Raw genomic sequence first — 25,990 nt, forward strand, 5'->3', positions numbered from 1 at the left:
GGTCCGCCAGGGCCACGGCGCGTCACGCGCGGCTGATCGCGTTGGCGTGGATGGCCTCGCTCAGGTACGCGGCCATCCCCGGCCGGATCTTCTCGAAGTACTCGGTGAACCGGGGATCGCCGACATACATGTCGGCCAGGCCGGTGTGGATCTCGTACGAGCAGTCGTAGAACCACCGGCCGATGAGCTGCCGGTGCTCCTCGGCCAGCTCCATCGCCGCCGGGCTGTCCGCCGGGGCGCCGGAGGCCATCACCTCGGCGAACCGGCGGCCCCAGTCCTCGTTCTCGGCCTTGTTGCGCAGCCAGTCGTCCTTGGTGTAGCCGGCGGTGCGCCGGGTCGACTCCCGGTACGCCTCGGTGCCGCCCCACCGGCGCTCCGCCTCCTCGGCGTGCTCGTCCGGGTCGAAGTCACCGAAGACCTCGAACCGCTCCTCCGGGGTCAGTGGGATGTTCATCTTTCGTGCCTCCATCGCGAACTCGATCGCCGCGACCATCTCCTGCAGCTTGCCGATCCGCGCGCTCAGCAGCTCGTGCTGCCGGCGCAGGTGCTCGGCCGGGTCGCTCGCCGGGTCGTCGAGGATCGCGGCGATCTCCTCCAGCGGGAAACCCAGCTCGCGGTAGTAGCGGATGAGCTGCAGCCGCTCCAGGTCCGCGTCGTCGTAGCGCCGGTAGCCGGCGCTGCTGCGACCGCTCGGCGACAGCAACCCGATCTCGTCGTAGTGGTGCAGCGTCCGGACGGTCACGCCGGCCGCCTTCGCCACCTGTCCCACCGTGTACGCCATGGTCTCCCTCCCTTCCGCGATCCAGGCTCCCGCCTCCCGCAACGTGAGGGTCAAGCCGGATTCGCCGCGCTCGCCGTGTTCTTTCGGCGTGTCGTGGCGCGGAGAAGATGTCGCCGTTGAGCGGTATGCCTCTCCGGCATAAATATGACTGACAGGAATACCGCTCAGCGGCGACTTCACCTGCCGGGCGGTAACGCTGCGTAGTGGGGGTGGAACGGCGCGGCGGGCGAGGCGGGCGGTGCGGCTCTCGCCGGCCGGCCGGAGGGGTCAGCCGGCGACCGGCTCGCGCTCCCGGGCACCGCGGCGGAGCAGGGCCGCGACGGCGACGGCGACCAGCACCGTCACGCCGGCCATCGTCCAGAGCACGGTCCGCAGCCCGCTGGTGAAGCCGGGGTCGGCGAGCCGGCCGGCGGTCGTGCTCGCCAGCACCGCCCCGACGACCGCGATCGCGACCGTCTCGCTCGACAGCCGGGCGGTGTTGATCATCCCGGCGCCGGTGGCGGCCCGGTGCGGCGCGACGCTGCCGATGGCGAGCGCGTCGAGCAGCCCGATCGACAGCCCGATGCCGACGCCGATGGTCAACAGCGGGCCCGCCAGGTCGCGCGCGTCGCTGGCCGGGGCCAGCACGGTCGCCCACGCCGCACCGGCGGCGACCACCGCCACCGAGGTGACGATCACCGCCGGTGCCGGCACCCGCCGGGTCAGCGCACCGGTGAGCAGCGGCAGCACCACCGTCGGCGCGGTCAGCAGGATCAGCGTCGCGCCGGCCGCGCCGGGCGTCAGCCCGACCACCGTCGTGAAGTACGACGGCAGGTAGACCAGCAGCGGCACCATGACCGCCACGATGACGGCCGCCGCCAGGCAGATGGCGACGAACCGGGAGTTCGCCAGCAGGGCCAGATCGAACATCGGGTCGTGGCGGGCCCGCTCCACCCGGACGAAGACGACCAGCAGCAGCACCGCCCCCGCGAAGGCGGCGAGGATCCTCGGGTCACTCCAGCCGTACTCGGGGCCCTGCACGAAGCCGAAGATCAGCAGCAGCAGCGCGGCGGTGAACGACACCGTGCCGGACCAGTCGATCCGGCCGGCGTGCGGCTGGCGCGACTCCGGCAACCATGGGGTCAGCAGGAGCACCGCCCCTGCCGCCGAAGCCGGCGCGGCGAACACGGCCCGCCACCCGAAGGCGTCGATCAGCAGGCCGGCGATCGACGGGCCGAAGGCCAGACCCGCGCCGATGGTCGTACCGAAGACGCTGAACGCCCGTGCCCGGGCCCGGCCGTGGAACGTGCCGGCCAGGATGGCCGAGGCGCTGGTCGCGGCGGCGGCCGCACCGACGCCGGCGAGCGCGCGCAGCAGGTCGAGCACGAGGATGCTGTCGGCGGCCGCCGCGAGCAGCCCCGCCCCGGCGAAGATCGCGAGCCCGGCGACGAAGACCCGCCGCCGGCCGAGCAGGTCCGCGAGCGCGCCGGTGGCGAGCATGAAGCTGGCGAAGGTGGCGTTGTAGCCGTTGACCACCCACTGCACGGCGGCCAGGCCCGCTTCGAGATCCCGCCCGATGTCGGGCAGCGCGACGGACGCACCGGTCAGCGAGAGCGGCAGCGAGAAGGTCGACAGCAGGACGGCGACCAGCACGACGGCTGGGTGGTTACGCACAGATTCCCTCGTTCCTTGCGACCGCTCCAGGCTAGTTGCGCGAGGTGGGGCAGCCGCCAGGTCGGGGCGAAGATCACAGCGCCGCCTGGTCGGACCGCGGTCAGCGGCCCGCCGAGCGGTTCCGGGGCGAACGGGGGAGGGCGGTGCCGGCCGGCGGCCGGCGTCGTCGGCGGCGGTGCCGGCGCCCCGGCGTGCAGGGCCTGCGGGCAGCGCTGAGCGCCGCGGCGGCAACGGCCGGCGCACCCAGCCCGATCAGCCAGTGGAGGAGACGGGCCATCGGTTCAGGCGACCGGGAGCCGCTGCGCGTCGGCCTTCGCGACGTCGTACTGCGCGCCGCAGAAGGTGCACTGCTGCACGTACCGGGTGCGGATCGGAATGAGCGGGACGAAGAACAGCGTGAACCGGGTCGACCGGCGGGTGACGACCTGGGCGGCGTGGTTGCCGCAGTTGCGGCACACCTGCTGCACCACGCCAGACCGGCTGACCTTGGTGCGGAGGCCGAAGATGAAGAACATCGCCCGCCAGTACCCACCTCGGCGGGGGAAGTCACCTCGATCGCCCCGCCGAATGCATGACGACGGGGCATCCCCTCGAGGTGAGGGAATGCCCCGTCGGGTCTAGCCGTCAGCCCTCGCGGTGCTCCGAGTCCTTGTGGTCACCGCGCTCGTCCTGGGCGTCGCCGCCCTTGGCGTCCTTGCCGTGGCCCGACTCCTCGCCGCCCTTGGCGTCCTTGCCGTGCTCCGGCTTCTCGTCGCCCTTGGACCAGTCCGACCCCTCGTCGTCCTTGCCCCAGTCCGACTCCTCGTCACCCTTCGACCAGTCCGACTCCTCGTCGTCCTTGCCCCAGTGGCCGGGCTCCTCCTCGTCGGCGCCCCAGCCCCAGTCCTCGCCGTCCTTCTTCCGGTCGTCGGACTTGATCTGGCCGCGGATCTCGCCGTTCGGGTACTTGTCGGTGTGCACGTTGACGTACGTGACGCCGGCCTTGATCGCGTCGACCATCTCGCCGAACTCGCCGGGCTTGATGCCCTGGTCCTCGGGGCCGATGACGTCCGAGGGCTTGATCGTGCCCTCGACCGTGGCGGGGGCGTCGGGGCACTCCGGGGTGCCCTTCGGCGCGCCGCCCTTGCCGTCCTTCACGCTCGAGCAGAGGAAGGCGATGATTCCGCCGCTCTGGTGCTTGCCGCCGAAGTGGATGTGCGCCTGCTGGACATCCCCCTCGAGGTCGGCGTAGCTGAGCTTGTACGTGAGTTCCTTCTTCTCCTCGTCGACGTGCGCCTCGAAGCGACCGTTGCCCGGTGTCGAGATCGTGAGCGGGTCCTCCTGGTAACCGTCGAGGCTCGCCTTCACCGAGAACCGCTCGCCCTTCGAGTCATCGTGGTCACGGGAGCCACCCCAGTCTCGCGAGTCACTCCAGTCGCGCTTGTCGCCGCCGGCGTCGTCCCTGCCGTCGCCCATGGCCGCACTTCCCGCGGCGGTGGCCACCACGGCCGCGCCGGCCGCCAGCGCAACTGCCCACAGTCGGGTACGTCCCATCATCGTTGCTGCTCCTCACCTAGGTCAGGCCTGGCCAGACTCAACGGCTGATCGTCATCAGTCGATGAGGACACAGGCGGAAGGCACCGTTCAGCAGGTGTTGGAGTGTGATGAACCCCGGCACTCGACCTGAACAGCGCCTATGACGAAATAGTCACACATTCGGCGACCAAAGGTGAGGAGCTTCCTGATTCGGGCGTAGAGCCCCCCTTACAGGCGACAGTGCCGCCGACCCGGGAGCTTCCACCCGACGAGGGCCGCGCCGACCGGTCGGCGCGGCCCTCGTGCGGACGCGGTCAGGGCAGCCAGTCGGGGCGCAGCGGGTAGCTGGTCTCCCCCGCCGGGCCGGTCCTCGTGGCGAGCACCTGGTGCAGTTGGATGCCGTTGCGCTCGAACGCCAGGCGCGAGCCGGCCATGTAGAGGCCCCAGACCCGGGCCGTGCCCGGGCCGACCTCCGAGACGCAGAAGTCCCAGTTCGCCACGAGGTTGCGACACCAGGCGGCCAGGGTCAGCGCGTAGTGCTGGCGCAGGTTCTCCTCGTGGTGCACCTCGAGGCCCACGTCGTGGATCTCGGAGAGCACCCGGCCCGGCCCGGCCAGCTCGCCGTCCGGGAAGACGTACCGGTCGATGAACGCCCCCGACCGGTGCGGCGCGCGGTTGTCCGCCCGGGTGATGCAGTGGTTGAGCAGCCGGCCGTCCGGGCGCAGCCGGTCCCGCAGGAACCCGAAGTACGCCGGGTAGTTGCGCACCCCGATGTGCTCGGTCAGCCCGATCGAGGAGACCGCGTCGAACTGCTCGCGCGGAGCGTCCCGGTAGTCGAGGTGCCGGACCTCCGCCAGGCCGGTCAGCCCCTCCCGCTCGATCGCGGCCCGCGCCCACTGCGCCTGCGCCCTGGACAGGGTCACCCCGAGCGCCTTGACGCCGTACTCCCGGGCGGCGTGCCGGACCATGCCGCCCCAACCGCACCCCACGTCGAGCAGCCGCGTCCCGGCCTTGAGCGCCAGCTTCTGCGCCACCAGGTCGTACTTGGCCGCCTGCGCCGTCTCCAGCGAGTCGTCCGGCGAGCGGAACACCGCACAGGTGTACGTCATGGACTCGCCGAGCACCTTCTCGTAGAAGGCGTTCGACACGTCGTAGTGGTGCGAGATCGCGGTGCTGTCCCGCGTACGGGAGTGGCGCAGCCCGTTCATCACCCGCTTCCAGCGGGGCAGCGCCTCCTGCGGCGGCGGTGGGGGCGGCAGCAGCCGCTCCCAGCCGAGCCCGCGCGCCAGGGCCAGCGCCTCGGCGACCGGCGGCACGCGCAGTCGCACCTCGTCCTTGAGTATCCGCAGCGCCTCGTACGGGTCGCCCGGGTGCACACCCTCCAGCCCGAGGTCGCCGCTGACGTACGCCCGGGCCATGCCCAGGTCGCCCGGCGCGGTCAGCAGGTACGACAGGCCCCGCGCGGAATGAACGGAGAGGGTGATGCCGGCGTCGGCCGGGCCGACGGCGCTGCCGTCGTACCCGGCCACCCGAACCGGCAGCGGCCCGGTGGTCAACGCCCGGACGACGTCGGCCACGGTCGGACGAGGTCGCCGGCCCCCCGCCGGCGGCGTCGCGGGAGCGCTCGCCGCTCCCTGTTCTCGATCGATGAGGCTCATGCTCGTGCTACCGCCTTCTCGTACAGTCCGGTGAGCCGGTGATCCGGGTCGTAGCGGTCCTTGACCGTCCGCCAGGTGTCGCCCCCGTAGAGCCGGTCGAACACCTCCCGGTCGTAGTACGCGTCGGAGTAGAGCGACTTGTGCCCGCCGAGCTCCGACACCTCGCGCTCGATCGCCCGGTTGACGTCGCCGTCGGCGGCGCCCGGGGCGATCGGCACGCTCCCCCAGAAACCGATGTTGACGTAGTCCTGCCCCGGCCGAAGTGGATACAGCGGCCAGGCCCGCGCCGACCCCGGGCCGGTCGGCTCCCGCAGCCGCAGGGGGCAGAGCCAGACCGGGGTCATCCCCACGTTGCCGGCGAACCAGCGCAGGAAGTCGGCGCTGCGCTCCAGCGGGATCTCCACGTCCTGCACGACCCGCTCCCGCGCCGGTTGGCCGCGCCACCGGTCGATCCGTGCGGCCACCTGGTGCCGGTGCTCCAACCGGACCAGCCGGTGGTAGACGTCGCTGCGCCGGAACCGCGCCGGCCAGATCCGCCGGACCACCGGATGCTGCGCCCCGAACGCCGCCGAGCACCAGAACCAGTCGGTGTCCCAGCGCCACAGGTAGTCGTTCGCGGTCAACGCGTCGCGGGTGCGCCGGCGCAGCGACCGGTAGTAGATGTGCTGCCCGGTGTAGTCGCTGACCGGCCCGGCGTCCTCGGTGAACGTGGCGAGGACCAGGTAGGACTCGCCGGGGCTGAACATCACCCCGTCCATCGCGTCGACCGTCTCCCCGGCCCACGCCCGGGTGGCGCTGACCTCCCCGATCGCGTCGGCCAGGTCCTCCAGCCGGGTGAACCGCACGTTGCGCAGGGCGACGTTCCGGCCGACCGGCTGCAACTCGATCCGCAGCCGGGTCGCGTACCCGAGGCTGCCGAGCGAGTTGGGGAACGCCGCGAAGAGGTCGGCGTGCTCCCCCTCCGGCCGGGCCGTCACGATCTCGCCCGCCCCGGTGAGCACGTCCAACTCGGTGACCGATTCGTGCGGCAGTCCGTTGCGGAACGACGTGGACTCGATGCCGAGGCCGGTCACCGCGCCGCCCAGCGTGATGGTGCGTAACTGCGGCACCACCAGGGGCATCAGCCCGTGCGGGAGGGTCGCGTCGACGAGGTCCTCGTACGTGCACATGCCCTGCACGTCGGCGGTGCGGGCGGCCGGGTCGACGCCCAGGACGCCGCCGAGGCCGCTCACGTCCAGCCCCGGCGTCCGGGGTGCGTTGCGCGGGCGGAACAGGTTGGAGGTGCGTTTGGCGAGTCGGACCGGCTCCCCCGGCGGCACCGCCGCGTACGACCGCCGGAGCCGGGCCACCGCCTGGTCATGATCACGCACGGCGTACATGAGATCACTTTACGCGCCCGGAGCCGGTTCTCGCGGGATGTCCACGGTGGCCGTTTCTCACTCGGACGCCGGAACGCCGACTGGCCGCGGTCGGTACGGCGGCCTAGCGTGGAGGTCATGCCGAAGGCCATGTGGAACGACCTCGTCGTCGCGGAGAGCGACGACACCGTGCTGGTCGAGGGGAACCACTACTTCCCGCGCGCGGCGCTGCGCGAGGACGTGATCCGGGAGTCCGACACGCACACCGTGTGCCCGTGGAAGGGCACCGCCTCCTACTACACCCTCGAACACGACGGGCGGACCAGCCCGGACGCGATCTGGTACTACCCGGACCCGAAACCCGAGGCGGCGATGGTCCGGGACCGGGTCGCGTTCTGGAAGGACGTCCGGGTCGTCGACTGAGCGACGCCGCACCGGGGGTGGGTGGCCGTCGCCCCCGCCGGTGGGTCAGGATGCGGTATGCCCGCCCCCGGTGAACGCCCCGATCCCTCCGGCACGGTGTACGGCCGCCGTACCGCCCGTCCCGGGCTGCCCCGCGACCCGCTGATGCGGGTGGCGGTGCTCGTCGGTGTGGCCGGCCTCCTGCTGGGGGCGTTCCTCGCCACGGGTGTGCTCGGCGGTGGCGGTGCCGCTCCCGTCGTACCCGCGGCGGCCGGCACGCCCTCGGCCGGGGTCGCGCCGACCTCGCCGGCCGGCGAGCCCGCCCCGACCACCTCGACGGCGGCCCCGAGCACGGCACCGACCACCGCGGCGGCCCGGCCCACCGGCCCGACCGTGTTCCGGGGCGTGGCGTCCGGCCGCTGCCTCGGTGTGGACGGCGACGGCAAGGAGGCGGTCGCGCAGCTCGCCGACTGCACCGGCGGCCCCGAGCAGCAGTGGATCCCCAACCCGGCCGGCCCGGACCTGGTCACACTTGTCAACCAGGCCTCCAACCTCTGCCTCGACGTCGAGGGCGAGAGCAACGACGAGGGAGCGAAGCTGCAGCAGTACCCCTGCCACGGCAACGCCAACCAGCAGTGGCGGATCGTGCCCACCGCCGGCGACCGGGTGCTGCTCGCGGCCCTGCACAGCGGCCGGTGCGCGCGGCCGGAGAACGGCGGCGCCGAGGCGGGCACCGACATCCGGCAGGCGACCTGCGCGGGCGTCCCGGAACAGCAGTGGCAGTTGGCCTGAGCCCTAGTCCCGGTAGCGCCAGGCCCGAGGTGCGACCACCGGCGGCGGCGGCGACGGCGCCCGCCCCCGGCGGAGCAGCAGCGACAGCACCGCCGCCCCGATCGACAGCGCCCCGGCGACGTGCCACGCGAGCGCGTAGCTGCCGAGCTGGTCGCGGACCAGGCCCGCGCCGGTCGCGGCGACGGCCGCACCGACCTGGTGCGCGGCGAACACCCAGCCGAACACCACCGCGCCGGAGTCGCCGAAGTACTCGCGGCACAGGGCCACCGTGGGCGGGACCGTGGCGACCCAGTCCAGCCCGTAGAAGATGATGAAGACCAGCATGCTCGGCTCGGCGGTGGCCGCGAAGAGCCCCGGCAGCACCAGCAGCGACCCGCCGCGCAGCGCGTAGTAGGCGCCGAGCAGCACCCGCGGGTCCGCCCGGTCGGTCAGCCAGCCGGAGGCGACCGTACCGGCGATGTCGAACAGACCGACGAGCGCCAGCAGCCCGGCGGCCGTGGTCTGCGGCATGCCGTGGTCGTGCGCCGCCGGCACGAAGTGCGTGCCGACCAGCCCGTTCGTGGTCGCGCCGCAGATCGCGAACCCGCCGGCGAGCAGCCAGAAGGGCCGGGTCCGCGCCGCCCGGGCGAGCACCGTGAGCGCGCGCGCCGCCGCCCCGCCGGCCGGGGGCGCCGGGGGTACGACCTCCGTCCCGCCGTACGGGGGCAGCCCGAGATCCGCCGGGTGCTCCCGCAGCAGCCGGACCACCAGGGGTACGACCGCCAGCGCGGCCCCGGCCACGACGAGGGCCGCCACTCGCCATCCGTGCTCGCGGACCAGCACCGCCATCAGTGGCAGGAAGACCAGTTGCCCGGCCGCCCCGCCGGCGGTGAGCACCCCGGTGACGAGCCCGCGGCGATGGACGAACCAGCGGCCGGTGACGGTCGCCACGAACGCCAGCGCCATGGACCCGGTGCCCAGCCCGACGAGGACGCCCCAGCAGAGGATGAGCTGCCAGCTCGCCGTCATGAACACCGTCAGGCCGCTGCCGGCGGCCACGAGCACCAGTGCCACGGCCACCACGCGCCGGATGCCGAACCGGTCCATCAGCGCGGCGGCGAACGGCGCGGTGAGCCCGAACAGCAGCAGGTTCACCGAGACGGCCGCGGAGATGGTGGCCAGCGGCCAGCGGAACTCGGCGTGCAGCGGGTGCAGCAGCACCGACGGGGTGGCCCGGAACCCGGCGGCGCCGACCAGCGCGACGAACGCGACGGCGGCGACGATCCAGGCCGGGTGCAGCCGGCGAGCCTGGCCCGAGCGGCCGTGGCGGGTACGGCCCGGCGTGCCCGGGCCCGTGGTCGTACGGGTCACGGTGACGAGTCTCGGGCTCGGCGGGTCCGGCGACGAGTGGCCGGGAAGCCATCATGCGCAATAATCGGGCCATGACCGCCGCACCCCACCGAATCGCCGTGCTCGCCCTCGACGATGTCGTCGGTCTCGACCTCGGCACCCCGGCCCAGGTCTTCGGCGCCGCCCGCAGCCCGGCCGGTGAGCGGCTCTACACCGTCGAGGCCTGCACCCCGGGCGGCCGGCCGGTCCGCAGCACCGCCGGCTACCAGGTGCTCCCCGACCACGGGCTGGAACTGCTGGAGAGCGCCGACACGGTGATCGTGCCCGGGGTGCACGGAGGCGCCCTCATGCCGGACCGGCTGCTCGCCGCCGGCGTGGCCGACGCGCTGCGCGCCGCGTACGACCGGGGCGAGCGGATCATGTCGATCTGCACCGGCGCCTTCGCCCTCGCCGCCGCCGGCCTGCTGGACGGCCGCCGCGCCACTACCCACTGGGCGTACGCGGACCGGTTCCGCACCCTGCACCCCGACGTCGACCTCGACCCGGACGTGCTCTTCGTCGCCGACGACCGCGTGCTCACCTCGGCCGGCGTCGCCGCCGGGATCGACCTGTGCCTGCACGTCGTGCGCACCGACCACGGCAGCGAGATCGCCAACCGGGCGGCCCGGCGCTGCGTGGTGCCACCCTGGCGGGACGGCGGCCAGGCCCAGTACATCGAGCGTCCGGTGCCGAGGGCGGCCGACACCAGCACGGCCGCAGCCCGGGAATGGGCCCGGCAGCGGCTGCACGAGCCGGTCAGCCTGCGCGACCTGGCCGGTCAGGCGCGGATGAGCGTGCGCACGTTCACCCGGCGGTTCCGCTCGGAGACCGGCCTCAGCCCGACGCGGTGGCTGCTCCAGCAGCGCACCGATCACGCCCGTCTGCTGCTGGAGACCACCGACCTGACGGTCGACCAGATCGCCCGCCGCAGCGGCTTCAACACCGCCGCCTCCCTGCGCCAGCACCTCCACTCGCGGCTGGGCGTCTCCCCGTCGACCTACCGGCGCGCCTTCCGGGGCGGGCCGACCGGATGAGAGCCGGCGTACGCCTCACCGGCGGCGGCTCTCTCGTCATCGCGGGTTGATCCACCACGAGAAGACGAGCCCGGCCAGGATGAGAGCGAACACCCCGACGATCAGCGAGGGCTGCCACTCGTCCCCCGGCGGCCAGGCCTCCGACGAGCCGGGCCCGGCGACCCGGACGTCGAGGGTGACCGGTTCGCCGGCGGCCCGCGGGTCCTCGTCGAAGTAGATCCCGTATCGGACATCGGCGATCCGCACCGCGCCGTCGGCGGAGACGAATGTGCCGTGGCACCACCAGGGGTCGCCCTTGCCCCACTCGTCGAGAGCGCAGCGGGTCAGCGTCAGCGTCCCGCCGACCCCCCATTTCTCGGCCCGAAGGTTGTCGACCCCGTCCCGCAACGGAAACGACGCGCACAGGAGGAAGAACGCGACGACCCCGAGCATGATCAGGTTGCGCCAACCGAGGTCCAGCACATGGTCGACCCGCCGCATCAGGGCCCGCCGCACACTCGACATGGCCACGACGGTAGATCGCCGGCGCCAGCGTCAGGTCACGGCACCGCGCGCAGCATCCGCAGTTGGGCCAGGTGTTTCGGCAGGTGGACACGGCTGTGCAGGTCGAGCACCCGGGCCCAGGGCAACGGTTCGTCCACGATCAGGTCGAAGCCCTCGCGCAGGTGCGTCTCGACCGGGGTGGCCGCGGCCGGACCGAGCCGGTCGACCAGGGTGAGCAGTTTCTGGCTGGTGGCGCGCAGCAGGGTGGCCAGCCCGTCCAGGCCGCCGCACTCGGCGGCCAGCGCGTCGAGTTCCGGCCGGTGCACCCCGGCCAGGTCGTAGTAGGCGTACGGCGTCCCGGCGAGCACCGCCTCGGTCGCCTCGCTCATCAGCTCGTCGTTGGCGGCGAGGTGGGCCACGATCTGCTCGGCGCTGAGCTGCCCCTCCGGCGCCCTCCCGAACCCGCCCTTCTCCACCTCCGCGAGCACCTCCCCGTACGCCCGCCGCAACCCGCCGCTGTCCATGCCCGCCAGTCAACCCCGCCCCGCCCCGTCGATCATGGACTTGTGGTGCCCGGTTCACCCGGATGGGCGGCTTTCGTCCACCACCACAACTCCATGATCGACGCGAGGGTCAGCGGCGGCGGGACTGGCGGGTGCGGAGGTAGTCGGAGACCACGTACTCGCCGAGGTCCTTCGTGTCGGGGGTGAACAGGCGGCCCTTCGAGCGGCGCGCCACCGCGTCCATGAAGCGGCGCAGGCCCGGGTCGTCGCCGAGCAGGAACAGGTTCAACGTCGCGCCGTACCGGGTGAGCCGGTCGACCTCCCGGATCGTCGCCTCCACCGTCTCCGGCAGGGGCGGCCAGTGGAACAACGCCGCCCCGTCGTCCGGGTCCAGGTGAGCCGTCGGCTCGCCGTCGGTCACCACCAGCACCACCGGCTCGGCGTCCGGGTGCCGCCGCAGGTGCCGGCCGGCCAGCCGCAGCGCGTGCTGAAGGTTCGTGCCCTGCTGCAGGTCCGGCTCGACGGCCGCCAGCTCCTGCTGGGTCAGCGGCGACGCCGCCCGGCCGAACCCGACGATCTGGAGCGCGTCCTGCGGGAACCGGGTGGCCATGAGGTGCGCCAGCGCCAACGCGGTCTGCTTCATCGGGCCCCACCGGCCCTGCGAGATCATCGAGTACGACAGGTCCACGCAGAGCGCCACCGCCGCCGACGCCCGCCGCTCGGTCTCCACCACCTCGAAGTCCTCGACGGCGAGCTGCACCGGCACGCCGCCGCCGCTGCGGCGTACCGCCCGGGTCAGGGTGCGCACCACGTCCAGCGGCTGCTCGTCGCCGTACTCCCAGGGGCGTGAGCCCCCGCTCACCTCGCCGGCGGCGCCCGCAGAGCGCAGGTCGTGCTGGCCGCGTGGACCGGCGGTGAGGTCCGCGAAGACCCGCCGCAGCGCCGTGCCGCCGAGCCGGCGCAGCGCCTTCGGGCTCAGCGTCAACCCCTCCGCGTCCCGGCTCACCCAGCCCTGCCGGCGCAGTTCCCGCTCCAGCTCACGCAACCGGCGTACGTCGTCGGCGGCGTCCCGCCCGAGCGTCCGGGCCACCGCGTCGACGTCGACGTCGTCCAGGGTGGCGCCGGGGTGCTCCTGGTCGAGCGCGTCGAGCAGGTCGTCCAGCTCGGCGATCTCGCCGAGGGCGCCGGCCGCGTCCCCGTACCCCAGGGGTTGTTCGCCCCGGACCCGCTCGCCGCGCCCCCAGCGCAGGTCCGGCCGGAGCGCGCGCAGGTTCGCGTCGAGCGCGGAAAGCTCGCCGGCCAGGCGGTCACCCAGCGACTGGCGCATCAGGCCGGCCAGCTCCTCGCGCTGCCGCTCGGACAGCGAGTTCATCAACCGCTGCCCGGCGGCCGCCCGGCGGGCCAGGACGTCCACCAGCTCGTCGGTGTCCTTCGGCTGCTCCGGGAAGAACTCGCCGTGCCGGCGCATGAACTCGGCGAACGCGTCGGTGGTGTCCTCGGCCCGGGCGTGCCGGGCCAGCAGGTCGTTGAGGTCACGCATCAGCTCGGCCAGCCGCTGCTGCGCGGCCGGGTCGGCGGACGCCCGCACCGCGTCACGCAGCCCGGCGAAGCGCTGGCCGAGCACGTCGGCGCGCAGCCCGTCGAGGATCCGCTGGTACGTGACCCGGGCCTCGGCGCTGGCCCACTCGTACCCGGACAGCTCCGCCACCGCCCGGGCCGTCGACCGGGGCAGGTTGTCAAGCACCGCCTCGGCGAACCGCGCGTTCTCGTCGTCGCGGCCACGCAGCTCGTCCCGCTCGGCGGCGAGCGCCTGGTCCAGCAGGGCCCGCGCCCGGGTCACCGCCCCGTCCAGGTCGCCCCGGCGCAGCGCCTCGCGGCGCAGCCGGCGCGCCCGAGCGGACAGGTCGTCGAGGCCGCCCCGCCCCTGCGGCCCATGCCGCAGCAGGTTCCGCAGCGCCTCCCGCAGGCTGCCGCCGGCCAGCACCTCGGCGCCGACCTCGTCCACCGCGGCCCGCACGTCGTACGGGGGCGCGAGCGGGTCGGGGCCGCCACGCCACTGGCCGTACCGGAACCGGTTGCCGGCCACGGTCAGCTCCGACCGCCGTACCGGGTCCGGCCGGAGTCGGTGACGTCCTTGCCGAGCCGGCGGGTCAGGTGCAGCCCTTCGAGGACGAACTCGACGCCGGCGGCGGCCTGCTCGGGGCTGGGCGCGTCGCCGAGCCCGAGCCGGTCGAGCGCCTTGGCCAGCCCCGGCACGGTGCCGACCTGGCGCAGCAGCTCCGCGGCGCCGACCAGCTCGCCGGTCTCGATCACCCGGTCGTCGTCGACAAGCGCGGTGAAGCCGGACACGTCCAGCCCGGCCAGCCGGGCCCGGAAGGTCTCCGCGGTGGCGGTCCGCAGCAGGTGGGCGAGGACCTCCACCTCCCGCCCCTCCTCGCCGCTCTCGAACTCCACCTTGCCGCGCAGCGTCGAGGTCACCGACACCGCGTCCCCCACCCGCGCCACGGGCGTAAGGAAGGGCCCCCTGTTAACGCCTGCGGTAGAGGAAGGGTCCCCTGTTGACACCCCCGCACCGTCCCCACCCGGCGCGGCGGCCAGCAACGCCGCGCGGCGCAACGCGGCGGCGGCGACCGTCTCGGCGGCGGCGATCGCGAACCGGGCGGACACGCCGGAGCGCGGGTCGACCGAGGGCGACTCGCGGACCGCGCGGGCGAACCGGGCGAGCACCTCCAGGACGTGCTCGGGCACCTCCGCGACCAGGTCCGCCTCCTGCCGGATCAGGTCCAGCTCCAGCTCCAGGTCCAGCGGGTAGTGGGTACGGACCTCGGCCCCGAACCGGTCCTTGAGCGGGGTGATGATCCGGCCCCGGTTGGTGTAGTCCTCCGGGTTGGCGCTGGCCACCAGGAACAGGTCCAGCGGCAGCCGGAGCTGGTAGCCGCGGACCTGGATGTCCCGCTCCTCCAGCACGTTGAGCAGCGCCACCTGGATCCGCTCGGCCAGGTCCGGCAGCTCGTTGACGGCGAAGATCCCCCGGTTGGTCCGGGGCACGAGGCCGAAGTGGATGGTCTCCGGGTCGCCGAGGGTGCGGCCCTCCGCGATCCGGATCGGGTCGACGTCGCCGATCAGGTCACCGACGCTGGTGTCCGGGGTGGCGAGCTTCTCGCCGTACCGCATGGAACGGTGCAGCCAGCCCACCGGAAGGTCGTCACCGGCCTCGGCGACGAGCGCCCGGGAGGCCGGCGTGATCGGGTGCAGCGGGTGCTCGTTGAGAACCGACCCGGCGATCACCGGGGTCCACTCGTCGAGCAGCCCGGCCAGCGACCGGATCAGCCGGGTCTTGCCCTGGCCCCGCTCGCCGAGCAGCACCAGGTCGTGGCCGGCGAGCAGCGCCCGCTCGACCTCGGGCAGCACGGTGTCGTCGTACCCGACGACGCCGGGGAAACGGTCGGCGCCGGAGCGCATCCGGGCCAGGAGGTTGTCGCGGAGTTCCTGCTTCACGCTGCGGTACCGGTGGCCCGCCGCGCGCAGCTCACCGAGCGTGCCGGGCAGGTCGGCCGGCGGAACCGGGATAACCGGGGAAGGAGCGGTCACCCGACCCACGCTATCTCGGCGGCCGGGGTGCGGCAGGCGTCCAGGAGACCGTTCACCCGGCGTTCAGCCGGGCGAGGGCCGCTTCGATGGCCGACCGCTGTGCCGGTTCGCCATAGGTGTCCGGGTCGACGGCGGCGAGCGCGTTCAGCCCTTCGACCAGGGCGACCAGGGTCGTGGCGGCGGTCGCGCAGGCGGCCCGGCCCCAGTCCGGCCGGACGGCGGCCACGAGGCGCCCGATCCGGTCCACGAAGGACCGGTTGTACCGCTGGTGCAGCTCGGCAAGCGCCGGGTCGGCCAGCGCGGCGGCCAGGAAACCGATCCACACCCGCGCCTCCTCGCGCTTCTCGGCGCTGGTCGAGGCGGCCTGGAGGAGCACCGCCCGCAGCGCGTCGAGCGGCGTGCCGGCGGTGGACGCGGCGGCGTCGGCGCGCACCCCGGTCCGGTCGTGCAGCACCTCCCGGGCGTGTACGAGCAGGGCGCGCTTGTCGGCGAACGCGTGCAGCACCATGCCGGTGGTGCAGCCGGCCCGTTCGGCGACCGCCCGGAGGGTCAGCCCCGGCAGGCCCTGCTCGGCGAGGACCGCCCAGGTGGCCGCGGAGAGCCGCTCCTGCTGGCCGTGCAGATCCCGCCGCCTGGCCATCCGTACCCCTTCCCCTGACCCGGAGCGTTGTCGTACCGTGCGTTACGGTAACACTTGTTACGGAAAGAGGGGGAGCATGATCCGCACCGTCTCCATCGAGCGGGAACCGTGGGAGTCGGCCGACGCCGCGCGGCTGCGCGCCGCCCAGCGGGCCGAGCTGGACGCCCGCTACGGCAACGACGACCACGAGCCGGGCGCACCGCCGACCGGCGAGACGGTCAGCGTCTTCCTCGTGGCACGAGACGCCGACGGCGCCGCCGTCGGCTGTGGCGGGCTGCGGTTCCTCGGCCCCGGCGAGGCGGAGATCAAGCGGATGTACGTCGAGCCGGCCGCCCGCGGCACCGGTGTGGCGACCGCGATCCTGCACGCCCTGGAGGAGGCGGCCCGGGCCGCCGGCGTCACGACGCTGCTGCTGGAGACCGGCACCGCCCAGCCTGACGCGATGCGGTTCTACGAACGCGAGGGCTACCACCGGATCGACAACTTCGGCCCGTACCAGGGTGAGCCCCTGTCCGTCTGCTACGCCCGCGACCTGCCGTGACGAGGTCCGGCCCCGCGTGGCGGGGCCGGACCGGACGGCAGGTGTCACGCCCGACCGCAGCCGCGGCAGGCACCGCGCCGGCGCAGCCGGTACGCGTACGTGGCGGCACCGAGCGCCACCCCCCACAACGGCCAGAGCAGCATCGGCGCGGACGCGGCGCTGAAGCCGCCGCCGAGCTGCCAGAACCCCGGGACGCTGAACAGGCCGAGGCTCGCGGCGGTGACCGTCACGGCCACCAGGGTCGCCGGCACCACGGCCAGCTTCACCGGGACCGGCCGACCGGCGAGCCCGGGCAGCCAGCGCGGGAACCGCTCACCCCAGCGCTGCACCAGTCCGAGGGTGAGCACCGACCCGACGGTGGCGAACGCGCCCAACCCGAAGCCGGCCCAGACCAGGCCCGTGCGGTGCATCTCGTCGAGGAACTCCGGGTCGAGGCCGAGCGGGATGCCGACCAACCAGGCGAACCGGGTCAGGGCGTACGCGAAGGGGATGACCGCCGCGGTCCACGCCGCCCACCGACCCCAGCGGGTCGCGGCCGCCGCGCTGGTCCAGCCCCGGTCGGTGCCGTCCCGGCCGCAGGCCAGGCAGGCCCCGGCGGTACGCCGCGCGAAGGTGAGCGACGCCCCGGCAAGCAGCACTCCGCCCGCGACGGCCGCGAACTTGGCGAACAGGGCCCAGGTGAAGATCTCGGAGTAGTCCACCGGCGGCCAGCCGAACGGGGCGCCGACGAGCAGCATCGGCGCGTAGCCGAGGGTGGCCAGCACGGTGCTGTCCGGTACGACCACGGCCAGGACGAACGCGGCCGCCCAGCCGTAACCGAGCAGCGCCGCGCGTAGCGGACCGGACGGCCGGACGGTGCTCATCGCGAGCGCGGCCACCGCCGCGGTGAGCAGCAGACCGGCGAAGAGCGGCGGTCCCGCCTCGACCGGGACGAGCCGGAGCAGGCTCGCCCCGCTGGGCCGCGACTCGTTCGCGCCGAACGGGTAGCCGGCGCCGGTGACGGTGGCGAGCAGGGCCAGGACGCCCCAGAGGCCGAGCCAACCGGCGGCGAGCGGGGCGAGCCGGTCGGGCCAGCGGGACGTCCGGGAGTGGGTGGGTACGGCTGTCGTCGTCATGCTCCACCCTCGGCCGGGGCGCCCCACGAACCCTCCCGGCGGAGAGGGAATCCGCTCCCCCGGGCGGGGGAACCGGTCAGCCGGCGGGGGTGACGAACCCCGACTCGTACGCGGCGATCACCGCCTGGGTGCGGTCCCGCACCCCGAGCTTGGCCAGCACGTTCCCGACGTGCGTCTTCACCGTCTCCACCCCGACCACCAGCTGCCCGGCGATCTCCGGATTGGACAGTCCCGTCGCCATCAGCCGGAGCACCTCGGCCTCCCGGTCGGTGAGCCGGGCGGCACGCAGCCGATCGCTGCCCCGCCCACCGTACGCTCCGGCGAGCCGGCGGATCGCGGCCGGGAAGAGCAGCGACTCGCCCCGGGCGACCACCCGGACCGCCTCCACCACCTCGGCGGGGCGGGCACGCTTGAGCAGGAAGCCGCTCGCCCCGGCGCGCAGCGCGTCGTAGACGTACTCGTCGTTGGCGAACGTGGTGATCACCAGCACCTTCGGCGGCCCGGCGGACGCGGCCAGCAGCCGGCGGGTCGCCTGGATGCCGTCGATCTCCGGCATCCGGACGTCCATCAGCACCACGTCCGGGCGGAGCCGGGCGACCAGCGGCGGCACCGCCGACCCGTCCGCCGCCTCGCCCAGCACCCGCAGGTCGGGCTGGGCGTCGAGGATCGTCCGCAGGCCGACCCGGACCAGCTCGTCGTCGTCGACGATCAGCACACCGATCGGGGTCACCCGGCCTCCTCCAGGGGCAGGCGGGCCTCGATCCGCCACCGGTCGCCGTCCGGCCCGGCGGTCAGCCGGCCACCGAGCAGCAGCACCCGCTCCCGGATCCCGTCCAGCCCGCGGCCGCCGCGGCCCGGGGCGGAGCGGCGCGCCGGGTCCAACGCGTTGACCAGCGCCACCTCCAGCGCGTCCGGCCCGGCGGCGAGATGCACCGTCACGGGGCCGCGCCCGTACCGCGCCGCGTTGGTCAGCCCTTCCTGCATGATCCGGTACGCCTCCCGGGAGACCGCCGCCGGCAGCTCGGCCAGGTCGCCGGAGCGCACCACCTCGACCGGCAGCCCGGCCGCGCGGGTCTCGGCCAGGAGCCGGTCCAGGTCGGCGAGCGTACGCTGCGGCGCCGGCGCGGCCCGCCCGGCGTCGGTCTCCCGGAGCAGCCCCAGCACGTGATCCAGGTCGTCCAGGGCGGTCCGGCCCACCTCCTCGATCGCGGTCAGCGCCCGCCGGACGAACTCCGGGTCCCGGTCCAGCACCTCCCGCGCGGCTCCCGCCTGGAGCGTGGTCACGGTCAGCGCGTGCCCGACGGAGTCGTGCAGTTCCCGGGCCAGGCGGTTGCGTTCGGCGAGCCGGGTGGCCCGGGCCTCCAGCGCGGCGACCCGTTCCGATTCCGCCGGCCCGAGCAGCACCGGCGCCATCGACGTGGCGAGGGCCCCGAGCCCGGCCACCGCGTAGCCGAGGGCCACCAGCACGACGATCCCGGTGAGGGTCAGCCAGCCGGTGTCCCCGCCGTCGAACGGCCCGAACCGGTCCCGTGCGGTCAGCCCGGTGTCGACACCGAGTTGGTGCGCGATGAGGGCCAGCGCCATCGGCACCGCGCTGAACAGGGCGGCAACCACCAGGCCGCCGCTGGCCAGGTGCAGGGCGATCCAGAGCGCGGAACGCAGCCGGGTCTCCCGCTCGGCGGGATGCCCGGGTGCCGGATCGGGCAGGTCCACACCGAGCAGGGACCGGGCGGCGGCGATCTCCAGTGCCCGGGGGCCGTCGAGGAGGAGCGGCACGGCGGCGATGCCGACCGCCACCACGAGCAGGCCCAGCACCAGCGGCCGGGACACCTCGTCCTGGGCGAACATCTGCGCGAACGTGACCGCCAGCAGCACGTACGGCAGCGCGAGCACCCCGCCGAGCAGCAGGAACACGCCACGCCGCCAGGTGCTGGCGGCCAGCAGCGGAGCAACGACCGCGGGCGCTCTCATCCGGCCCATTCTGCCGCCGGCCGGCCCGCCCCGACTCCCCCACGTCGGGGAGGCGCGGCCGGCGGGCCGCGGAGCGGACGCCGCCGGCGGGCCGACGCAGTCGTGTCGGTCCGGTGGCACGTCGCACTCCCTTTGGAGCTGACTCGTTCATGTCATCCGGGGCCGTCCCGGGTGCCCGGGGCGGACCGGCTCCCACGCGAAGAGGCGGCACCGACTCGCACGCGCCGAGGCGGCACCGACTCGCACGCGCCGAGGCGGCACCGACTCGACCGGCGACGCCGACCGGGGAGCCGATCCGTTCACGACATCAGCTCCAAAGCGTCGGCATCACGGGACCGCCGTACGCCAGGGTCGCGCGGCGCCGTCCGTACCGGGGAGACGACGAGTCCTCCGTCCGCAGCCGTGCCGGACTAGGCTCATGATCGTGACCTACCTCGCCGCCGATGAGCGCTACGACACGATGACCTACCGGCGCAGCGGCCGCAGCGGGCTGCGCCTGCCCGCGATCTCGCTCGGCCTCTGGCACAACTTCGGGCCGGACCGGCCGGCCGAGCGGCAGCGGGACATCGTTCGGCGCGCCTTCGACCTCGGCGTGACGCACTTCGACCTGGCGAACAACTACGGCCCGCCCCCCGGAGCGGCCGAGGAGAACTTCGGCCGGATGCTCGCCACCGACCTCATGCCGTACCGGGACGAGCTGGTCGTCTCCAGCAAGGCCGGCTACCTGATGTGGCCCGGCCCGTACGGCGAGTGGGGCTCCCGGAAGTACCTGATCTCGTCGCTGGACCAGTCCCTGCGCCGCCTCGGCCTGGACTACGTGGACATCTTCTACTCGCACCGGTTCGACCCGGACACTCCGCTCGAGGAGACGATGGGCGCGCTCGACGCCGTCGTCCGCTCCGGCAAGGCCCTCTACGTCGGGATCTCCAACTACGACTCGGAGCAGACCGAGCGGGCCGCCGCCATCCTCCGCGACCTCGGCACGCCGCTGCTGATCAACCAGCCGTCGTACTCGATGCTCAACCGCTGGAGCGAGGCCGACGGCCTGCTCGACACGCTGGAGCGGGTCGGCGCCGGCTGCATCGCGTACAGCCCGCTCGCCCAGGGCCTGCTCACCGACCGCTACCTGGGCGGCATCCCGGCGGACTCGCGCGTGCGCACCAGCGTCTTCCTCGACGAGAGCGACCTCGGCGAGGAACGCATGGCCACCATCCGGGGGCTGGCCGACATCGCCGCACGGCGCGGCCAGTCGCTGGCGCAGCTCGCGCTCGCCTGGGCCCTGCGGGACCCGCGGATGACCAGCCTCATCATCGGCGCCAGCAGCGTGCCGCAGCTGGAGGCCAACATCGCCGCCCTGGACAACCTCGACTTCACCGCCGAGGAGCTGGCCGAGATCGACCGTCACCTCGGCTGACGCTCCGCGTCGTCGACCGGGTCGGCACGCCGGCGGCGGCCACCGCCCGCGATGGGCGGTGGCCGCCGGTCAGGCCGCGCCGCGCGTCACACGTTGGCGCAGTAACCGACGCTGAACGTGCTGGCACCCGGTGCCAGGATCCGGTTCCAGCCCACGCCCCGGATCCGGTAGCTGCCGTTGGCCAGCCGTTCCCGCTCGAAGTTCCACGCGGTGTAGATGTCGCCGTCGAGCCGGACGACGGCGTTCCACTCGACCGGTTTGTCGCTCTTGTTGGTGGCCGTGATGGTGGCGCAGTAGCCGCCGCCCTTGCCGGACTGCCACTCGGTGAACGTCTTCACGACGACCTCGACGTTGGTGCCCCGCACCAGCCGGCCCACACCCCACCGGGCGGTGCTCTGGTAGCCCGCGCCCTCCTGCTCGGCCCAGTTGCGGATCGCCGTACGGGCGCCGTCCGAGGCGTCGTTGACCTGGAAGTCCAGGCCGTGGAACGTGCCGAGGCCACCGTATTCCAGCAGGCTGATCGCCGCCTCGACGGTGTAACCCGTCTCGGTGCGCACGGCCGCGCTGGTCAGCCGGTTCGCCTGGAACGCCTCGTCGCCGGTGCCGAACGACACGACGTTGTCGGCGTTGATCCGGATCTGGGTGTCGTCGTAGCGGTACGAACCGTTCTTGAAGTTGCCGGCGTCGACGTAGATCTCGACCGAGTCCTGGGTCCACGGGTCGGACCCGGACACGTCCACCACCGGGTCGGTGACCTCGGCGAGCACGTAGAGCGTCTGGTCCCGCCACAGGGTGCGGACCTCGGCGATCGCCCCGTCGGTGCCGGAGACCTCCTTGGCCGTGGTCACCACGCCCGCGTTGGCCCAGGCGGCGTCGGCCGTGCCGTCGATCACCGGCGCGGTGGCGGTCTGGAGCACCTCCAGGTAGGACAGCTCCTCGACCAGGGTCAGGGTGCCGGTCGACCCGGGGGTGTTCCAACCGGACGTGGCACCGTCGTCGCTGACCTGCACGTCGAGGGCGAGTGTGTCGCCCTGGGCGGCGCCGTTCAGCGGCAGGTAGGCGACCAGGTGGTATCCGCCGTCCCGTGCGGTTGCCACGGCCGGCACGTCTCCGGTGCCGTCCCGGGCGACCCGGTACGTCTCGCCGCCGAGGACGAAGCTGACCCGGTCGTCGCCGGAGGCGGTGGCGTCGGTGACCGTGACGTACGCGGTCAGGTGGTCCGGCGCCCAGCGCAGCTGGAACTCCGCCTTGTCCTCCACCTGGTGCAGCGGGAGCTTGCGCCAGGTCAGGTCGGTGGTGGCGGCCGAGGTGATCGGCACGTCACCGGCGAAGACGTTGGCGGTCCGCAGCCGGGCGGGCAGCTCGCCGTCCACCGCCCCGTGATAGGCGGGCTTGGCTCGCAGGTTGTCGTCGAAGATCAGCGGGGCGCCGCTGCTCGACCGCCACGAGCGACCGTCGGTGAGCCCCCAGACCGTCACGGCGGACAGGTCGTCGGCGTGCGCCCGGAAGATCCGGAAGGCGTCCCGGTAGTAGTAGCCCTGGTCGATCAGCTTCGCCTGGGTGACCGGGGTGCCGGTGGTGACGTCGAGCTCGGTGACCGCCTGGGTCACCGGCAGGTCCGCGAACGCGTCGAGCGCGGCCTCCAGGCTGTCGATCGGCATGGCCAGCGAGACGTGGAACTGGTGGCCCACCCCGCCGATCGGCACGTCGCGGGCGAGCAGCCGCTCCACGAGCGCCCGGTAGCGGGCCTGCTTGCCGCTCTGCTCGGTGTTGTAGTCGTTGATGAACAGGGTGACCGGGTCGGTGCCGGCGACCGCGTAGACGTCGTTGAACGCCTCGTGCGCGTACTCGAACGCGAGGTCGAGGTAGCTCTCGCCGAGGATCCGGTACCACTCGCTGCGGCGCAGGCCGTCAGCGTGCTCGCCGCTGTCGCTGACCACCTCGTTGACCACGTCCCAGGCGTACAGCGGGTTGGTGGCGGAGCCGAACGGGCCGTACCGCTCGCTGAGCGACTCGGCGACGTTGAAGATGTGGGCGCGCAGCCGCTCGCGCAGCACTTGCTGGTCGGCCGCGGAGGTGGTCAGCGGCTCGCCCGCCGAGTCCTGGAAGAACCAGGCGGGGGTCTGGCTGTGCCAGACCAGCACGTGACCGTAGAGGCGCAGGTCGTTGTCCCGGGCGAAGTCCATCAGGGTCAGCGCCTGCTCGTGCGGGCGGAAGTTGCGCTCGGCGTCGTACCAGGCCTCGGGCTTCATGTGGTTCTCGGCCGTGATCTGGTTGAAGTGCCGGGTCAGCAACTGGGCGGCCGCGCCCACCGTCTCCCGGCTGTCGATCGCCACGCCGACCGGGAAGTCGGTGGTCTCGTGGATGCCGGTGAGGTCCTCGATGACCGGCGGTTCGGGCACCCGGACGAGGATGTCGTCGACGAGGAAGTCGCTCGTGTTGCCGGGCACGTCGGCGCCCTGCCAGCGGGTCTCGAAGTAGAGGAACGCGCTGTCCGCGGCCGGCATGGTGAAGCGGGCAGTCACTTCGGTCCAGCCGGTGTTGTTGACGGTCTCGAACTGGGCGAGGGTGCTGAACGACTGGCTGCCGTCGGTGGTGCTGGCGAGGCTCAGCCAGATCTGGTCCGTCGGCTGGCCGGCGGCGAACCGCAGCCAGGCCGTGAACTCGTAGGTCACGCCCGCCTCGAACAGGCCGGTCACGTCGCGACCGAGGCCGGCGCCCTGGTTGACCCGCTCGGTGACCAGCGCCGCGGCCGCGCCGCCGTGCGCGACGTCGGTGAGCTGCACGGTCGGGGCGCCCGGGCCGCCGTCGCGCGGGCCCCAGCCGTCCAGCCCGGCTTCGAAGTCGGTGTCGATGACGATGGTGCCCGGTTCCGGCCCGCCCGGACCGCCGTCCGGCCCGGTGACCAGGACGTCGTCGAGGAGGAACGGCGTGGTCCCCTCGGCCTCGACGTAGAGGGTGGCCGCGCCGACTCCGGTCGGCAGCGTGTAGTCGCCGCCGATCCGGACCCAGCCGTCCGCGGTGGTGGTGACGTTGTCGCCGATCCAGGTGTAGGTGTTGGCACCGCCGTCGGCCGGGGTCGCCTCGACGGTGAAGTGCACGCCGGCGCTCCCCTCGGTGCCGGCCGGCAGTTTCACCCAGGCGGTGACCGAGTACGGCGTACCGGGCTCGAACAGTGCGGTGGCGCTCGTCGCCGGGCCCTGCCAGTTGGCCGTGCGGCCGGTGACCGAGAGGCTGTGTCCGCTCTCGTGGCCCTCGTCGGCCACGGCGAGGGTCACGTCGCCGCGCGGCCCCCAGGGGGCGTACGACCCGGACTCGAAGTCGTTGGACAGGACGGTCTGCGCGGCGGCGGCCGGAGCCGGTGCCGCGGCGATGACGGCGATGAGCGCGGTCGAGCACAGTGCGGCAAGTGTTCGCGAGCGTGGTCGTGTTCGATGGGACGGGTACCAGGGGCGCATCGGTGGTGTCCTCACGCGATCGGGAGCGGCGGGCGCCACTACTTCCGGTAAACTTCCGAAACAATCCAAGCGCGTGCATGTTAAGCCGAGACCGGGCCTCCGGCCTAGGGCTTCTCACCACTCCCTTCGGCGACCGGCCCGGTGGTTGCGCACCTCGCAGGGCCGGCCGACCGGGACGCTGCCGGCGCGCCGCAGCCGCGCCGCGACCACCACGACCAGCAGCAGCGTGCCGGCACCGACGCCGCCGATCAGCGGCCAGCGCATCAGGTCCAGGTCGGACACCGCCGCGACCGGCACGCCGCCGGCCCCGCTTCCCGACGAGGTACGCGCGCCGGAGCCGTCCCCGCCTGCGGCGGCTGCCGGGCCGCCCAGCGTGGTGGCCTCCTCGACCGGACCGGCCGGGGACGGTGCCGGGGAGCCACCCGGCCCGCCCAGCGAAGACTTTCCGGCAGGCTCCCGAAAATCCACGTCCGAGCAGGAGTAGTAGGTGTCCCGGGAGTCGGAGTTCTGCCACACCGTGTAGATCAGGTGCCGCCCGGTCCGCGCCGGCAGCCGCGCCGCGAACTGGTACGCGCCGTTGCGCAGCGGCGGGTCGGTCACCCGCACGAACGGCGCCCGCTCCAGGTCGGCCCAGCGCAGCCGCTTCGACGGGTCGTACCCGTCACGGGTCAGGTAGAGCCGGAAGGTGCCCTCGTGCGGGATGGTCGCCCGGTAGCGGAAGTTGAACCGGGCGCCGGCGGTCAGCTCGGTCGCCGGCCAGTCGTCGCGGGCCAGGTCCAGCCCCCGGTACGCGGACAGCCCACCACTGCACAGTTCCCCGTCCGGGATCCGCTCCCGGTCCTTCCCGTCGACCCCGAAGACCCGGATGTTGTCCCACTCCCGCAGGGCGGCCCCGGCCGTGGTCGCGGCCTGGCAGGCGGAGTCGCCCCCGTGGTCGCCCTCGGGACCGCAGGCCGCCGCACGGCTCACCGGGCTCGTCGGGGCGCCGTGGGCGCGGGCCGGCGTGCCGGCGAGCGGTACGGCGGCCAGCGCGACCAGCGCCGCTACCAGGATCCGGCGTACGGGCATGGCGTCCACCTCCCGCACACTGGTACGGGTAGCGACTCACAACAGTTCGAAGGCTCTCAGGTGGCGGGGCAGAGGTTGTCGGCCTTCCGCTTGGCGATCGCCGCGTCCGCGCCCGAGGCGTACTCGACGAGCGTCTCGCCGCCCGGGTCGTACCGCCAGGTCTTGCCGTCGTGGCGCAGCGCGCTGTGCCCGACGTGGTCGCCGTGCCGCCAGGTCAGCTCGACCAGCTCCATGTTCACCGCCTTGACGTCCTGGAGCTGGATCTGTTCACCCTCGAGGTACGGGCAGGCCCGGTTGACCTTCTCGAAGTCCTTCTGAGCGACCTCTTTCCTGGCCGCGTCGGTCCAGAGCGCGTACGCGCCGGCCCACTCGCCGTCGGCGAGGAGCTTGAACTGCTTGTTGGCGACGTCCAGCGCCTCGGCGACGTTGGGGCCGTTCGGCACCGGGGTGCCGTCGGCGGCCGGCTGGCTCGCCCCCGGCGGTGCGGGCGTGCCCTGGCCGCCGGTTCCGGTGCCGCAGCCGGTCGCGACGGCCAGGAGGACCGCGCCGATCAGAGCGGCGGTGGTGCGACGCATGGACAGACCTCCGTTGGCATCGATCAGAGTCGTTGGGAGCGTTCCCATGGCAGTCTGACACCCGCCACCC

23 protein-coding genes are annotated in these 25,990 nt (G+C 73.6%); 5 read left to right on the plus strand and 18 right to left on the minus strand.

Annotated features, from left to right (window positions below; genetic code table 11):
* Positions 1-22 precede the first annotated feature (22 nt).
* The 6 genes from ABTW87_RS23520 to ABTW87_RS23545 form a co-directional block, all read right to left on the minus strand.
* Complete coding sequence (locus tag ABTW87_RS23520; RefSeq protein WP_350653115.1) at positions 23-781, minus strand: MerR family transcriptional regulator; 759 nt, start codon at positions 779-781, stop codon at positions 23-25.
* Positions 782-1,048: 267 nt separating this feature from the next.
* On the minus strand, positions 1,049-2,434 hold the full coding sequence (locus tag ABTW87_RS23525) for an MFS transporter (protein WP_350653116.1): 1,386 nt from the start codon (positions 2,432-2,434) through the stop codon (positions 1,049-1,051).
* A 281-nt stretch (positions 2,435-2,715) separates the two neighbouring features.
* Positions 2,716-2,949, minus strand: a complete 234-nt coding sequence (locus ABTW87_RS23530) for a zinc-ribbon domain-containing protein (RefSeq protein ID WP_350653117.1) — start codon at positions 2,947-2,949, stop codon at positions 2,716-2,718.
* A gap of 109 nt (positions 2,950-3,058) precedes the next feature.
* Positions 3,059-3,970, minus strand: a complete 912-nt coding sequence (locus ABTW87_RS23535) for a CHRD domain-containing protein (protein ID WP_350653118.1) — start codon at positions 3,968-3,970, stop codon at positions 3,059-3,061.
* A 293-nt stretch (positions 3,971-4,263) separates the two neighbouring features.
* Positions 4,264-5,607: a class I SAM-dependent methyltransferase gene (locus tag ABTW87_RS23540; RefSeq protein WP_350653119.1), complete on the minus strand. Its 1,344-nt coding sequence runs from the start codon at positions 5,605-5,607 to the stop codon at positions 4,264-4,266.
* The gene (locus ABTW87_RS23545; protein WP_350653120.1) at positions 5,604-6,986 is read right to left on the minus strand and encodes an FAD-binding oxidoreductase; all 1,383 of its coding nucleotides are present in this window, start codon (positions 6,984-6,986) and stop codon (positions 5,604-5,606) included. The genes ABTW87_RS23540 and ABTW87_RS23545 overlap by 4 nt, the downstream gene beginning before the upstream one ends.
* A 117-nt stretch (positions 6,987-7,103) precedes the next feature.
* On the opposite strand from ABTW87_RS23545, the gene ABTW87_RS23550 reads away from it, so the two are divergent.
* Positions 7,104-7,388: a DUF427 domain-containing protein gene (locus ABTW87_RS23550; RefSeq protein WP_350653121.1), complete on the plus strand. Its 285-nt coding sequence runs from the start codon at positions 7,104-7,106 to the stop codon at positions 7,386-7,388.
* Between the two features lie 57 nt (positions 7,389-7,445).
* Positions 7,446-8,159 carry an RICIN domain-containing protein gene (locus ABTW87_RS23555; RefSeq protein WP_350653122.1) on the plus strand — a complete coding sequence of 238 codons (714 nt, stop codon included), beginning with the start codon at positions 7,446-7,448 and terminating at the stop codon, positions 8,157-8,159.
* 3 nt (positions 8,160-8,162) lie between these two features.
* On the opposite strand, the gene ABTW87_RS23560 is transcribed toward ABTW87_RS23555, so the two are convergent.
* Complete coding sequence (locus tag ABTW87_RS23560; protein ID WP_350653184.1) at positions 8,163-9,437, minus strand: MFS transporter; 1,275 nt, start codon at positions 9,435-9,437, stop codon at positions 8,163-8,165.
* A gap of 125 nt (positions 9,438-9,562) precedes the next feature.
* Here ABTW87_RS23560 and ABTW87_RS23565 point away from each other — a divergent pair, with 125 nt between their 5' ends.
* Entirely contained in the window at positions 9,563-10,561 is a 999-nt protein-coding gene (locus ABTW87_RS23565) for a GlxA family transcriptional regulator (protein ID WP_350653123.1), read from the plus strand.
* Between the two features lie 36 nt (positions 10,562-10,597).
* Here ABTW87_RS23565 and ABTW87_RS23570 read toward each other — a convergent pair whose 3' ends face one another.
* The 5 genes from ABTW87_RS23570 to ABTW87_RS23590 form a co-directional block, all read right to left on the minus strand.
* Positions 10,598-11,065: a hypothetical protein gene (locus ABTW87_RS23570; protein WP_350653124.1), complete on the minus strand. Its 468-nt coding sequence runs from the start codon at positions 11,063-11,065 to the stop codon at positions 10,598-10,600.
* A gap of 35 nt (positions 11,066-11,100) precedes the next feature.
* The gene (locus tag ABTW87_RS23575) at positions 11,101-11,568 is read right to left on the minus strand and encodes a hypothetical protein (protein WP_350653125.1); all 468 of its coding nucleotides are present in this window, start codon (positions 11,566-11,568) and stop codon (positions 11,101-11,103) included.
* A 109-nt stretch (positions 11,569-11,677) separates the two neighbouring features.
* Positions 11,678-13,633 (minus strand): VWA domain-containing protein, encoded by a 1,956-nt coding sequence (locus ABTW87_RS23580; protein WP_350653126.1) that lies wholly within the window; start codon positions 13,631-13,633, stop codon positions 11,678-11,680.
* Between the two features lie 2 nt (positions 13,634-13,635).
* Positions 13,636-15,147, minus strand: a complete 1,512-nt coding sequence (locus ABTW87_RS23585; RefSeq protein WP_350653127.1) for a magnesium chelatase ATPase subunit I — start codon at positions 15,145-15,147, stop codon at positions 13,636-13,638.
* 43 nt (positions 15,148-15,190) lie between these two features.
* Positions 15,191-15,778 (minus strand): TetR family transcriptional regulator C-terminal domain-containing protein, encoded by a 588-nt coding sequence (locus ABTW87_RS23590; protein ID WP_350653128.1) that lies wholly within the window; start codon positions 15,776-15,778, stop codon positions 15,191-15,193.
* A 76-nt stretch (positions 15,779-15,854) separates the two neighbouring features.
* Here ABTW87_RS23590 and ABTW87_RS23595 point away from each other — a divergent pair, with 76 nt between their 5' ends.
* A complete protein-coding gene (locus ABTW87_RS23595; protein ID WP_350653129.1) occupies positions 15,855-16,319 on the plus strand; it encodes a GNAT family N-acetyltransferase in 465 nt (154 codons plus the stop codon).
* A gap of 44 nt (positions 16,320-16,363) precedes the next feature.
* Here the strand turns inward: ABTW87_RS23595 and ABTW87_RS23600 are convergent, their stop codons facing one another.
* The 3 genes from ABTW87_RS23600 to ABTW87_RS23610 all read right to left on the minus strand — a co-directional run bounded on the left by ABTW87_RS23600 (position 16,364) and on the right by ABTW87_RS23610 (position 19,405).
* Positions 16,364-17,434 (minus strand): hypothetical protein, encoded by a 1,071-nt coding sequence (locus ABTW87_RS23600; protein ID WP_350653130.1) that lies wholly within the window; start codon positions 17,432-17,434, stop codon positions 16,364-16,366.
* A gap of 76 nt (positions 17,435-17,510) precedes the next feature.
* Positions 17,511-18,164, minus strand: coding sequence for a response regulator transcription factor (locus ABTW87_RS23605; protein ID WP_350653131.1), 654 nt, complete (start codon positions 18,162-18,164; stop codon positions 17,511-17,513).
* Positions 18,161-19,405, minus strand: coding sequence for a sensor histidine kinase (locus tag ABTW87_RS23610; RefSeq protein ID WP_350653132.1), 1,245 nt, complete (start codon positions 19,403-19,405; stop codon positions 18,161-18,163). The genes ABTW87_RS23605 and ABTW87_RS23610 overlap by 4 nt, the downstream gene beginning before the upstream one ends.
* A 418-nt stretch (positions 19,406-19,823) precedes the next feature.
* Here ABTW87_RS23610 and mgrA point away from each other — a divergent pair, with 418 nt between their 5' ends.
* The gene (gene mgrA, locus ABTW87_RS23615) at positions 19,824-20,819 is read left to right on the plus strand and encodes an L-glyceraldehyde 3-phosphate reductase (RefSeq protein WP_350653133.1); all 996 of its coding nucleotides are present in this window, start codon (positions 19,824-19,826) and stop codon (positions 20,817-20,819) included.
* Between the two features lie 86 nt (positions 20,820-20,905).
* Here the strand turns inward: mgrA and ABTW87_RS23620 are convergent, their stop codons facing one another.
* The 3 genes from ABTW87_RS23620 to ABTW87_RS23630 form a co-directional block, all read right to left on the minus strand.
* Positions 20,906-24,277, minus strand: a complete 3,372-nt coding sequence (locus ABTW87_RS23620) for an endo-1,4-beta-xylanase (RefSeq protein ID WP_350653134.1) — start codon at positions 24,275-24,277, stop codon at positions 20,906-20,908.
* Positions 24,278-24,391: 114 nt separating this feature from the next.
* Entirely contained in the window at positions 24,392-25,345 is a 954-nt protein-coding gene (locus ABTW87_RS23625) for a lytic polysaccharide monooxygenase auxiliary activity family 9 protein (RefSeq protein ID WP_350653135.1), read from the minus strand.
* Between the two features lie 56 nt (positions 25,346-25,401).
* Positions 25,402-25,920, minus strand: coding sequence for a hypothetical protein (locus ABTW87_RS23630; RefSeq protein WP_350653136.1), 519 nt, complete (start codon positions 25,918-25,920; stop codon positions 25,402-25,404).
* Positions 25,921-25,990 lie beyond the last annotated feature (70 nt).

This window comes from Micromonospora sp. NPDC126480, from assembly GCF_040302465.1.
Taxonomy (GTDB): domain Bacteria; phylum Actinomycetota; class Actinomycetes; order Mycobacteriales; family Micromonosporaceae; genus Micromonospora.

Coding starts and splice junctions, on each gene's coding strand:
- ABTW87_RS23520 (WP_350653115.1), bottom strand. CDS start 781: ATGGCGTACACGGTGGGACAGGTGGCGAAGGCGGCCGGCGTGACCGTC.
- ABTW87_RS23530 (WP_350653117.1), bottom strand. CDS start 2,949: ATGTTCTTCATCTTCGGCCTCCGCACCAAGGTCAGCCGGTCTGGCGTG.
- ABTW87_RS23535 (WP_350653118.1), bottom strand. CDS start 3,970: ATGATGGGACGTACCCGACTGTGGGCAGTTGCGCTGGCGGCCGGCGCG.
- ABTW87_RS23540 (WP_350653119.1), bottom strand. CDS start 5,607: ATGAGCCTCATCGATCGAGAACAGGGAGCGGCGAGCGCTCCCGCGACG.
- ABTW87_RS23545 (WP_350653120.1), bottom strand. CDS start 6,986: ATGTACGCCGTGCGTGATCATGACCAGGCGGTGGCCCGGCTCCGGCGG.
- ABTW87_RS23550 (WP_350653121.1), top strand. CDS start 7,104: ATGCCGAAGGCCATGTGGAACGACCTCGTCGTCGCGGAGAGCGACGAC.
- ABTW87_RS23555 (WP_350653122.1), top strand. CDS start 7,446: ATGCCCGCCCCCGGTGAACGCCCCGATCCCTCCGGCACGGTGTACGGC.
- ABTW87_RS23565 (WP_350653123.1), top strand. CDS start 9,563: ATGCGCAATAATCGGGCCATGACCGCCGCACCCCACCGAATCGCCGTG.
- ABTW87_RS23570 (WP_350653124.1), bottom strand. CDS start 11,065: ATGTCGAGTGTGCGGCGGGCCCTGATGCGGCGGGTCGACCATGTGCTG.
- ABTW87_RS23575 (WP_350653125.1), bottom strand. CDS start 11,568: ATGGACAGCGGCGGGTTGCGGCGGGCGTACGGGGAGGTGCTCGCGGAG.
- ABTW87_RS23590 (WP_350653128.1), bottom strand. CDS start 15,778: ATGGCCAGGCGGCGGGATCTGCACGGCCAGCAGGAGCGGCTCTCCGCG.
- ABTW87_RS23595 (WP_350653129.1), top strand. CDS start 15,855: ATGATCCGCACCGTCTCCATCGAGCGGGAACCGTGGGAGTCGGCCGAC.
- ABTW87_RS23600 (WP_350653130.1), bottom strand. CDS start 17,434: ATGACGACGACAGCCGTACCCACCCACTCCCGGACGTCCCGCTGGCCC.
- ABTW87_RS23610 (WP_350653132.1), bottom strand. CDS start 19,405: ATGAGAGCGCCCGCGGTCGTTGCTCCGCTGCTGGCCGCCAGCACCTGG.
- mgrA (WP_350653133.1), top strand. CDS start 19,824: ATGATCGTGACCTACCTCGCCGCCGATGAGCGCTACGACACGATGACC.
- ABTW87_RS23620 (WP_350653134.1), bottom strand. CDS start 24,277: ATGCGCCCCTGGTACCCGTCCCATCGAACACGACCACGCTCGCGAACA.
- ABTW87_RS23625 (WP_350653135.1), bottom strand. CDS start 25,345: ATGCCCGTACGCCGGATCCTGGTAGCGGCGCTGGTCGCGCTGGCCGCC.
- ABTW87_RS23630 (WP_350653136.1), bottom strand. CDS start 25,920: ATGCGTCGCACCACCGCCGCTCTGATCGGCGCGGTCCTCCTGGCCGTC.